Source organism: Agrobacterium tumefaciens (genome assembly GCF_013318015.2).
GTDB classification, from domain to species: Bacteria; Pseudomonadota; Alphaproteobacteria; order Rhizobiales; family Rhizobiaceae; genus Agrobacterium; species Agrobacterium tumefaciens.
Window position 1 is genome coordinate 1,618,709 of sequence record NZ_CP115842.1, and the last position, 11,385, is coordinate 1,630,093.

General features: G+C 60.8%; 7 protein-coding genes. 2 read left to right on the forward strand and 5 right to left on the reverse strand.

The genetic code is table 11. The features are described from left to right. Positions 1 to 110: 110 nt before the first annotated feature. The 5 genes from G6L97_RS20860 to G6L97_RS20880 all read right to left on the reverse strand — a co-directional run bounded on the left by G6L97_RS20860 (position 111) and on the right by G6L97_RS20880 (position 5,380). Positions 111 to 824 carry a 4'-phosphopantetheinyl transferase family protein gene (locus G6L97_RS20860; RefSeq protein ID WP_013762273.1) on the reverse strand — a complete coding sequence of 238 codons (714 nt, stop codon included), beginning with the start codon at positions 822 to 824 and terminating at the stop codon, positions 111 to 113. 30 nt (positions 825 to 854) lie between these two features. Beyond that, complete coding sequence (dhbA, locus tag G6L97_RS20865; protein ID WP_013762274.1) at positions 855 to 1,610, reverse strand: 2,3-dihydro-2,3-dihydroxybenzoate dehydrogenase; 756 nt, start codon at positions 1,608 to 1,610, stop codon at positions 855 to 857. A 13-nt stretch (positions 1,611 to 1,623) separates the two neighbouring features. Continuing rightward, on the reverse strand, positions 1,624 to 2,493 hold the full coding sequence (locus G6L97_RS20870; RefSeq protein WP_013762275.1) for an isochorismatase: 870 nt from the start codon (positions 2,491 to 2,493) through the stop codon (positions 1,624 to 1,626). Between the two features lie 73 nt (positions 2,494 to 2,566). Continuing rightward, positions 2,567 to 4,186 (reverse strand): (2,3-dihydroxybenzoyl)adenylate synthase, encoded by a 1,620-nt coding sequence (locus G6L97_RS20875; RefSeq protein WP_065687422.1) that lies wholly within the window; start codon positions 4,184 to 4,186, stop codon positions 2,567 to 2,569. Positions 4,187 to 4,204: 18 nt separating this feature from the next. Continuing rightward, positions 4,205 to 5,380 (reverse strand): isochorismate synthase, encoded by a 1,176-nt coding sequence (locus G6L97_RS20880; protein WP_013762277.1) that lies wholly within the window; start codon positions 5,378 to 5,380, stop codon positions 4,205 to 4,207. Positions 5,381 to 5,461: 81 nt separating this feature from the next. Between G6L97_RS20880 and G6L97_RS20885 the strand changes: the two genes are divergently transcribed. Both G6L97_RS20885 and G6L97_RS20890 read left to right on the forward strand, forming a co-directional pair. Further along, on the forward strand, positions 5,462 to 9,901 hold the full coding sequence (locus G6L97_RS20885) for an amino acid adenylation domain-containing protein (RefSeq protein ID WP_081308431.1): 4,440 nt from the start codon (positions 5,462 to 5,464) through the stop codon (positions 9,899 to 9,901). 48 nt (positions 9,902 to 9,949) lie between these two features. After that, entirely contained in the window at positions 9,950 to 11,296 is a 1,347-nt protein-coding gene (locus tag G6L97_RS20890; RefSeq protein ID WP_174003666.1) for a condensation domain-containing protein, read from the forward strand. Positions 11,297 to 11,385: the final 89 nt, after the last annotated feature.

An 11,385-nucleotide genomic window follows, 5' to 3' on the forward strand; every position in this document is an offset into this window, starting at 1 on the left:
ATGTTTGGAATCATTCCAACACGGTGCGTACCGTTTCAGTGTTTCACACAAATGACGGGAATAACGACTTTAAATATGATCTTCACAGGAAAGGATTCTGTATTTTTCCCTTAATGCGGGAGAAGGATACGGGTGAGCAAAAAGCCTTCGAAGCGGCAGAAGTGGAAAGGAATGTCCGTTCCCTTGCGCCACTCGCCGCTGATGTCGGTCGTCAGCCGAAGGGATGCTGAACCGCACTCTTCATAGCCGGATAACTCCGCCGCCTCGAAAAAGAACGAACGTCTGACGGTCGGATAAAGCGCTTTGAACAGGCTTTCCTTGGCCGAAAAGATCAGCCCGGTCATGAAGGGATCGATGTCGTTTCCAAGACTGAGGCGTTCGTTTGCGGTCAGTACCTGCGGGGCAATATCGCGAGCTTCCTCCTCGCTCAGAAGCCTTTCGATATCGATGCCAATGCCGCAGAACCGCTCGGAAGAGCCGGCAAGCGCAATTGCCCGCTCGTGGCTGTGGGAAATCGCGCCGACCACGCCTTCGGGCCAGATAGGGGCGCGATCCTCTCCCATGCCGGGAAAGGCGGCGCGGCCGGTTAGACGGCGTATGGCTTCGGCAGCACATCTGCGCCCGGCGATAAATTCCGCCTTGCGTCTGGGCGCAGCGCGCAAAAGCTGCGGCGGCAAGGGAGGGACCTTGCCGCCGCGCCCTTCTTCGGCGCTGTAATGAAGGGTGACGCAATGACAATCGCATCTGTCGTCCGGCCAATGCCAGATGGCCTCGGGTGGATCGCCGGAAACAGCTTCGCCGTGAAACGCCGGCGCGTTGGCCATATCTGTCATCCTCATCACGCGGACCGATGCTCAGGCGGCAAGCGTGGCGCCGCCATCGACCACGATCTGCTGCATCGTCACATGGCCTGCCTGATCGGAGGCGAGGAACAGCACCGTGTCGGCGATGTCGTCCGGCCGCGCGATCTTGCCCAGCGGAATGCCGAGCTTGAACTGCTCGGGAAGACCGGCGACCAGTCGCTGTTTGCCGCTGGGATCGTTCAGCATGCCGGCCAGCATCGGCGTATCGGTGGAGCCGGGTGACACCACATTGCAGCGCACGCCATAGGGCGCGAGTTCAAGTGCTGCACAATGGCTGAGGCTGACGAGTGCGGCCTTGGAGGCACAATAGGCGAGCATGCCGATGCGCGGTACAACGGCGGCGTTGGAGGCGATGTTGACGATTGCCCCCCGCCGCTGCCGCTTGAAGACGCCGCTCCATTGCCGCAGCAGGTAGAACGGCCCCGCAGCATTGACATCCATGCAGGCGTTCCAGTCCTGCGGCGTCAGGCTTTCGCTGTCGCCGAGCCGGAGGATGCCGGCGGCGTTGACGAGAATGTCCAGCCCGCCCCATTCCTTCTCGATCGCCTTGCTCGCCGCCTCCACTGCCGCCGCGTCTGTGATGTCGAGCGTGATCTGGCGGAAGGTTGCATCGGTTGCATCGGCAATGAGGTCAAGGCCGATGACCTCGGCCCCTTCCTCGGTGAAACGCTCGGCGATGCGGCGGCCGATGCCCTGCGCGGCACCCGTCACCAGCACGCGCCGCCCGTTAAATCTGTTCTGCATCATCTTGTCCGTCCGCTCAGGCCGCGAGCCGCTTTTCTTCGATCAGCGCCCACCAGGCAGAAAGCGTCGGTACGCGGGCAAGCTCTTCGAAGCCCACGATGACGCCGCGTTCCTTCAGTTCGCCGGCAAGCTTCATCACCTGCAGCGAATCCAGCCCATAGAAGATCAGGTTCTCATCCGGGTCGATGTCGCTCTCGTCCTCCACCATTTGCAGGACGCGGGCCTTCAGCCATTCGCTGATATCGGTGGTCTCTCCCGCGCCGGCAAGGCTTTCAGTGTCGATCACCACGCCGCAGCGTGTTGCCACATATTGCAGCGCCATGCGGTGTTCGGCTTCGGAAAAATCGGCGACGGCATCACCCAGCATGAAGGGCTGAATATCCTTCATGAAGGCTTCAACAGCCGTCATCATGCAGCCGATATGGGCATAGACGCCGCCGATGATGATCTGGTCGCGGCCCCACCCCTTCATACGCTCGGCAAGGTCTGAACGCTGGAAGGCGCTGTAGCGCCATTTGGTCAGCACCACATCGTCGGGCGTCGGCGCAAGCTTGTCCACGACCTTCTGCAACTCCGGGTCGACCACGGTCAGGCCCGGTCCCCACATGTCGTTCAGAAGCGCGCGGTCGGCGGCAGGCTGATCGTGCGGCTGGGCGGTGTAGATGACCGGCACGCCGTTCTGAACCGCCCATGCCTTTACCTTTGCAAGATTGTCGATGAGGGTTGTCATCAACCTGCCGTCGGCCTCGTAGAACCGCAGGAAATAACGCTGCATGTCGTGGATGAGCAGCACGGCGCGCTTGGCGTCCGGCTGCCATTTGGTCTTGTTGGCCGGAAAGCTTGCTGCGACCGGCATCGGATAATCGGAAATGGTGGGGATCGTCATATTGACCTCGATAGTTTGGCGCATCGGCATGGGCGACACGCAATTTTCAAATGGTTGAGGCGTGCACGCTCCGTTACGCCGGGATTGGCGCTGCGAGCATGTCGCGCAGACGTTTCTTGTCGATCTTGCCGACGGCAGTAAGCGGCATGGTGTCGATGAAACGCACCCGATCCGGCAGCTTGTAATCCGCAACACCCAGACCAGAGAGATGCTGGCGGATGGTCGGTGCCTTGAGAGCGGGATTGCGGGAAACGACGAAGACGCAGCTTTTTTCACCGAGGAGTTCGTCCTGCATCGCCACCAGTGCGGCATGCGTCACATCCGGATGCCGCAGGATCAGGTTTTCCACCTCTTCCGATGCGACTTTCTCGCCGCCGCGATTGATCTGGTCTTTCACCCGGCCAACCACCCGCAGGTAACCTTCGGGCGTACGCTGAACGACATCGCCGGAATAATAAAAACCCTGGTTGTCGAAGACGCGCGCGCTGTGCTCGGCGGCGCGGTAATATCCGCGAAACGTATAGGGGCCGCGCGTCGCCAGCATGCCGGCTTCGCCTTCTGGAACGTCGTTGCCGTCCTCGTCAACGATGCGGATCTCGTCATCCGGGCTGATCGGCCGCCCTTGCGTGGTGAAGACAATATGGTCGGGATCACCGGCGCGGGTATAGTTCACCAGACCTTCCGCCATGCCGAAGACCTGCTGGAGGGCGCAACCCAGCACCTGCGGCACCTGACGCGCTAAAGCTTCAGCAAAGCTTGCGCCGCCGACCTGCAGCAGCTTGAGGGATTTCAGCCGTTCGCGATGGGCGGGCGCCACCTGTAACCACAGGGCCACGGCCGGCGGCACCAGAGGCACAATGTCGATGCCATGTTTTTCGATGAGGTCGAAGCAGGCAAGCGGCTCGGGATTGGCCGCCATTACCACGGTGCCGCCAGCGTGGAACACGCCAAGCGCACCCGGCGAACTCATGGGGTAATTATGCGCCACCGGAATGGCGCAGAGGAAACGGGTCTGCGGCGTCAGCTCGCAGATTTCCGCACTGGCCCGGGCGCTGTAGTCATAGTCGTTATGCGTGCGGGGGATCAGTTTCGGCGTTCCGGTGCTGCCGCCGGAAAGCTGGAACAATGCTACCTCATCGGCTGCCGAAGGGCCGTAATGCGGCGCATTTTCGGCGGGTGATGAGAGCCATTGTTCGAGGCTGCGCTGCGGTTCCGTCTCACCAAGCAGCAGCGTCACGGCAAGCCGCGGAGAGGTGAGCTTCAGCGCCTCCAGAAACGTGTCATTGGCAAAAAGCTCGTGGGAACGCGAGCCGATCACCAGCTTTGGCGCAATCTGTTCCGCATAGGAGGTCATTTCCAGCCGACGATGGCTGAAAAGCGCATTGACGGGTGCAGCGCCGATTTTCATCAGAGCGAAAAAGACGAGATAGAACTCCGCGATATTTGGTAATTGCACCAGTGCCGTATCGCCCCTGCCGATCCCGGCGGCAGCCAGATGCCCGGCAAGATTGGAAGATTGCCGGTCGAGATCGGCATAGGTGAAGCGGCGGTCGCCGCAGATCAGCGCGGTCGCGTCCGGCCGAAGTTCCACCTGCTGGGTGAGGATGTCGCTGAGCTGTCTGTCGATCCAGTAGCCGCGGTCGCGGTATCGGCGCGCCAGATCTTCGGGCCAGCGTTCAAATTCGATTGTCATGGTGTGTCCCTGGGAAAATTAGGCAGAAAGACCGCAGGCGTTCAGCATGGTCTTGAGCTTGGTCTGCACCTCGGCCCATTCGGATTCGGGTTCCGAGGCTTCAACGATGCCGGCGCCTGCGAACAGCCGCACGGTTTGCCGTTGCACGGTGCCGCAACGGATTGTCACCACCCACTCGCCGTTACCCTCGGCATCCGTCCAGCCGACCATGCCGGTGAACAGCCCACGCTCGAAAGGCTCGACGAAGCGAATAAGCCTGCGGGCACGCTCGGTGGGGAAACCGCAAACAGCAGGTGTGGGATGCAGCAGGCACGCGAGTTGCAGCGCATTGGTCTCGGGATCAGCAAGGCGACCCTCGATGCGCGTCGAAAGATGCCAGAGAGCGGCCGTGTTGATGAGGGAGGGCTTTTCGGGAACGTCGATTTCAGTGCAGCAAGGCGTAAGCAGCGAGCGTATATCCTCGATCACGAGGCTATGCTCGTAATGGTCTTTTTCCGAAGCCGAAAGCCGGTCTGCATTGGCCTTGTCCGCCACCGGGTCAGCCATGCGTTTTGCTGAGCCCGCGAGCGGGTTCGAGATGACTTTTTCACCCTGCTTGCGGATGAGGAGTTCGGGGCTCACGCCGATCAGATCGCCGCCATCGGGCAGCGGAATGCGGAACTGGTAACCCTCGCGGTTCTGTTTGGCGAGGCTGGCCAGCAATCTTTCGACATTGACCTCGGATGCGAAGGTCAGTTCGCGCATGACCGAAAGCACTGCCTTGCGGACATCGGAATGGCGGAAATTGACGATGGCATGCTCGACGGCGCGCTTGAAACCATTTTCATCGGGCAGGCTGTTTTGGCCGACAAGCGCTGGCATGGCCGAATCAGTCGAGATCGAAGCGGCACCCTTTGGATTCCACTCATGGTTGTTGGGGATATATAGGCAGGATGGCTCGTTGACGTCGAAGGGGATGGCGCCAATGGCGATGGGATTGTCCTGTCCGGCCCTGCGCGCCCTCTCAAAAGCGGCCTTTATCGCCTTCTGCAAAGGGCTTCCCGCGTCTTCGGCGCCATGGGCAGGAATCGTTATCCTTTCGCTAATGCCTCTGGCACGCAGTTCGCCCGAGCCAGAAGTGAACAGAAATTCTCTATCAAAATCAGTAATTTCGTCGGAATCGACGTCATTCGTCCTGAGTGCTCCCGTTTTCATGGGATGCCTCCTGTGCGAGTGGTTGACGGTGGCTTATACTTGATTATGATAATCATGTTTTGTCAATCGGTGCAAATTCACATGCTAAATTTAACCCCCATGCAGGTTGCCTACTGGGTTGGCCGAGAGGCGGACGGGATACTCGGAAAAGTTACGCCGCATCTCTATCTCGAGTTCGAAGGCAGGGGGCTGGAGGCGGAAAGACTGGCCGTCGCGGTCGAAAGGCTTTGCCGGCGTCACCCCATGCTCAGCCTCAGGATCGATGCGGAAGGGCGACAGACGGTGGACCCCGCCGGCCGGCCGCTCGGCCTCGACGTGGAGGACATGGCGTCTCTCAATGAGGAGGCGCTTGCGCACCGTCTTGCCACCAAACGTGAGGCGTGGAGCCATCGCCAGATCGATCTGCGCGTTGCCCCACCGGCGGCAGTATCGCTCAGCCTGCTGCCCGCAGGTCGCGCCAGGCTGCATTTGGATACCGACATGCTGGCCATCGATCCCGCCAGTATGCGTATCGTGCTGGAAGATCTCGCCCGCTTTTATGAAGCCGACGCGGACGAACTCGAGCCATTGGGGGATACACCACCATCGTTTTTCAGCTGGGCGGAAAGTCTTGCATCCGATCCGGAACTCAAAGCCCAGCGTGAAAGGGACCGGCTGTGGTGGCGGCAACATATTGCCGATATTCCGGAGGCACCGCCATTGCCGTTTTTGCCCGAGGACCCGTCACGCGCCGTTCACACCGATCGCCTTGCAGCAAGACTTTCTCCGGCTGAACGCAGCAGTCTGGAACGGATGGCGCGGCGCTGCGGCGTGACCACGTCGACCCTGTTGCTTGGTGTCTTTGCAATGGTGCTTTCGCAAGCGACGAATACGGAAAAGTTCCGGCTTTCCGTGCCGGCTTTCTGGCGCGCGCCGCTGGTGGAAGGGGTCGATGCCATCGTCGGCGAATTCTCCAATGTGCTCATGCTTGGCGTTGATATCCGGCCTGAGGAGAGCCTTGAGCGACTGCTTGGACGGCTGTTCGGAGAAATGAACGGGCTTCTGGCGCACCAGTCCTATCCCGGGGTCAGCGTCATGCGCGACCTTTCCCGCCTGCGCGGCGGTTTGCAGACCTCACCGGTTGTCTTTACCGCGGGTGTCGATTTGCCCGGGGGCGAGTTGTTTTCGGAAAATGTGGGGCGCGTGTTCGGCCCGATGATCCACACCGTCTCGCAGGGGCCTGGAGTTGCGCTGGATGCGCAGGTCGCAGCGCTCGATGGCGGGCTTTTGATCAACTGGGATGTGCGGCTCGATGCGCTGCCGGAAAGCTGGCTGCGAGCCCTGTTCGACGCCTATACCGCCCGTCTTCGCCACCTTGCCACCAGCCCTGATCTCGTTTCCGAGACCGTGGAGCGATTAGGCTTGCAAGCGCCTGAAGCGACAGTGCAGACAAAAGGAAAATCCATGGAACGGCCACTCTCAGCCTTGCAAAAGGCCTATCTGCTCGGTCGCGGCACCCATCTGCCGCTGAGCGGCGTGGCGATGCAGGAGTTCCGCGAATATCGCGGCAATATCGATCCGGCATTGCTTCGCTCGCGCCTCACCGCAATGGTCGAGCGGCATGAAAGCCTGCGCACCCACATCGATGAGCGGCGTCTGGTGCAGGTGGTCTCGAATGAGCCGAAGCTAAACCTTGATATTGTTGATCTTTCGCACCTGTCCGCTGCCGAAGCCGAACAGCGGATCGGCACCGTGCGGCAGGATTTCTCCCATGCCCATTTCGATCTTGCCGCTTCTCCCTGGCAGGTCACGGTCTTTCGTCTGCCGGAGGTTGCGGTGGGGGACAGCGTGGCGGTCTTCCTGCGCTTCGACGCCCTCATTCTCGACGGACGGGGAATAGCCAGCCTTGCGGCGGAACTCTTCGACGATGTCGTGCCGCCCGCATCAACCGTAGCAAACATCGCCGCGCAGCAGGATATCGCAGCGGCCCGCGCCGAAGATGCCGCCTATTGGGCGGAGAAACTTGAGGGTGCGGAAGTGCCCTCGCAACTGCCTTGGAAAGCCCCGCTCGAAACCATTGCCGTTTCGCGTTACAGCCGCCAGAGCCTGACCGTGGAAAAACAACGCTTTACCGCCTTTTCACGGATCGGCGCGAAAGAGCGGCTGTTCAAGAATTCTGCGCTGACGGCGGTAATCCTCGATGTGCTGTCGCTTTGGCTGAACGAAGGTGCCCTCGTCGTCGGCATTCCCGTCGCCCCGCAGGTGGAAGGCACCTTTGCCAATCGCTCGAGCTTCATCGCGCTCAAATGGGACGCGGCCAAGGGCGATTTTGCGGAGCGTGCCGCAGCTTTGCAAACGGATGTGCTTGAGGGCCTCAATCATCTGGCTTTTTCAGGGATCGATCTCAATCGCATCCTTCTCAACGCCAATCCCGGCGGGCTCGCCCTGCCTGTCGTCATCACCAACGGCCTCTCATGGCCGACGCTTTCGCAAGCTTCCACGCTTCGTTGGACGGACGGGCTGACCCAGACACCACAGGTGGCGTTGGATTTCCGGTTTTCGCAAAACCCGGATGGCGATCTCGTCCTCGATATCGATTATGCGGAGCAGGCGATCGATGCCGGAATGGTGGCTGGCATTCTCGGCGCCATAGAGCGTGCGATTACCGCGATCACCGCCAGCGGGACGTTTTCGATGAATTTCCGCGAGATCGTCGACCTGTCTCACTATCGGCTGAATGGCGACGAGCGGAACTTCGTCTGCCCGCCATTCCTGGAACGGATCGCCTCGCATCTTTTCGAAGGAGACGGATCGCGCACGGCCCTGATCAACGGCGAACGGCGCATCTCCTATCACGAACTTGGCGACGCGGTGGCGCGGGCGATGGCGGGCCTTAAGACGCGCGGCATTGGCCGGGGCGATGTCGTAGCGGTGTGCCTGCCGCGCAGCCCGGAGCACACGGCCGTCACGCTGGCCGCTGCACTTATCGGCGCCATTTGGGTGCCGATCGATGCGAGCTCGCCGGAAGATCGCCTGCACTATCTGCTGACCAATTGCCGCCCGGCCATCATCGTTGCCCATAGCGTTCCTGAAGGATTCGACGCTGTCGGTCCCGAGGAGCTTCTCGCAGCGCCAGCCGCCTCCGGCGTGCCCGTTAACGCGGCGGAACTGGCGGTACTTTCAGCAAGCGAAGCACCCGCTTATTACCTCTACACTTCCGGCACGACAGGCAAACCGAAATGCGTCGTGCTCTCTAACAGGGCCACGGCCAATGTCATCGACAGTACGCTTTCGGAATGGACGGTGACGGAGAATGACGTCTTTATCTCCGTTACGCCCTTGCACCACGACATGTCGGTCTTCGATGTATTCGGCGCGCTTGCCGCCGGTGCGACGCTGGTGCTGCCGGAACCCGGCGAGGAAAAGGATGCGGTCCGCTGGAACGAGTTGGTGGCCGAACACGGCGTTACGCTGTGGTGCTCGGTGCCGGCGATCCTTGAGATGCTCCTGTCCTGCCGTCGTGGCGACCAGCTCGGCTCGCTCCGGCTCGTTGCGCAGGGCGGTGATTACATCAAGCCCGTGGTCATCGAGGAGTTGCGCCGGCTGAAACCCGAGCTTCGGCTGATATCGCTGGGCGGGCCGACGGAAACGACCATCTGGAGCATCTGGCACGAGATCGTGGCAGCCGATACCACGGCGATACCCTATGGACACCCTCTACCCAGCAATCGATATTTCATCCTCAACGATCAGGGCGGCCATTGCCCGGCGGGCGTTGTCGGACGCATCCACACAGTGGGCGTGAATGTGGCGATCGGCTATCTTGAAGATGGTGCCATTACCCAGACGGATTTCGTCACGGTCAGCGATCCCGGTGGACATGCGGTGCGCGCCTTCCGCACCGGAGACCGGGGCCGTTACCGGCCGGATGGCAAGATCATGTTCGCCAGCCGCGTCAACGGTTACGTCAAGGTGCGCGGGGTGCGGGTCTCGCTGCCGGATGTGGAAAATGAACTTATCCGCCACCCCTCCATCCAGCGTGTACTGGTGGTGGATTACGGTGCCGAGCAAAAGGGGGAGGCTGCTATCGGCGTGCTTTATGTTCCGATGCCCGACCTTGAGCTTTCCACCGCCGATCTGCGCAATTTCGCCCGCAGGCATCTGCCGGAATCGCATGTGCCCGGCCGCTTTCTCAATGTGGCCGATCTGCCGCTCTCGGCTAATGGCAAGCCGGATCGCCGCCGCGCCCGCGAATTGCTGACGGCAGCGGAACCGGCAAAGGCACCTGCGGCTGCAACAATCAAAGTCGCCGATCAGGGTGATCGCCGGGTGCTGGATATCTATCTCGGCGTGCTGGGCAAAAACCCGGCAAATGTGGACACGAGCAGCGATCTGCTGGCGCTTGGCCTTTTGCCTTCGCATCTGAAAACCGTCTCGGCCGAAATTCGCAGCGCCTTCGGCGTGGAGCTTTCGCCGCAGCAACTCCTGCGTTGCCGAAACGCCAAACAGGTCAGTTCGCTTTTACCCGCTTCGGCGGCATGAGCCGCATCATTGCGGCCAAAATTACGGAAATAATTCAAGGAAAAACAGATGGCGCATATCGATCCTGCCGGCGGCTGGCTTCCCCTGACCCAGCCGCAACTCGATTTCTGGGAGGAGTTTTCCTTCCATCCCGACGAGCCGGTCTCTACCGTCGCCCATTACATCGAGCTTTCCGGTGCCGTGAACGAAGGCGCCCTGCTTGAGGCAATCAGGCGCACCGTGCGCGAATCGGAAGTTCTGTCGATCCGTTTTCGCGTCGGTGAGGATGGTGAGACGCCGCAGCAATGCTGCGATCCGCTCCACGCTCCGATGGTCGAGCTTGTCGATCTCAGTGCCCATCCCGCGCCTTTCGAGGAAGCGCTGCGGCGCATGAACGCGGATGTCGAGGCAAGGCTTGATCTTCGAACCGACAAGCTCTCCGCCCAGGTGCTTTACCGCATCGCCGACGATCGCTACCTCTGGTATATCCGAGCCCATCATATCGTCGTCGACGGTTATGGTTTGACGCTGGTGGAGCAGCGCTGCGGGCAGCTTTACGGACACTATTGCGGCAAGGGCGGGGCGGGTCCGGGTTTCCATCCTTTTCCCAGTTTTCTTGCCGAAGAGGACGCTTACCGGCAAAGCCGCCGTTTCGAAAAGGACCGCGAGTTCTGGACGGCCTATCTCGCGCCGCCGGTGGATCTGCCCGTGCTGGACAAGGATTGCGAGGATTACGGTGGCGGCGGCCTGCATGCCGATGCGGGATTGCCGGAAGGTTTCAGCACAAGACTGCAACAGATATCCAGCGCACTGGAGATAGGCTGGCCGGACGTGCTGGTGCTGCTTTCAGGCCTTTATCTTCACCGCGTATTGCCGCGCCCGGATCGCGATGTGCTGACGCTGTGGCTGCCCTTCATGAGCCGCTGGGGCAGTGTCGGCGCGCATATGCCCGCCATGCTCGTCAATATCCTGCCTTTCCATCTGACGATAGAACCGCAGGAGAGCCTTGGTAGCTTCCTTGCGCGCAATGCCGCCAATCTGCGCCGGCAACGCCTGCATGGCCGCTACCGCATCGAACAGATCGCCGCCGATCGCAACATATCAAAGGGCCGGCGGTTTTTCTTCTCACCGCTTATCAACGTCCTGCCCTTCAGCGCGCCGGTATTTGCAGGGCTTGCCGTTATCAGACACATTCTCGCCAATGGTCCAGGCGACGGGTTCAACCTGACCTTCCGTGGCGAGGATGACGGCAGTGATCTGAACCTGCATATCGACGCGGATTCCGCACTGACCGAAGCCGACGATTTCGCGCGTTACTGCGAGGAGTTGCCGCTGTTTCTGGATGCCATGCTGCGCGACGAGGCGCTGGCGGTTCCGGCCGGAGAGGTTTCCGCGGCGTTCCGTCTGGCGGTTTGAGAAGCCGGGTACTCTGCAAGAAGGCGACGGAAATCTCTCTGCCGTCACTCTGCATTTGGTCGGGAGTGACTGGGTGCGGATGTGATAAA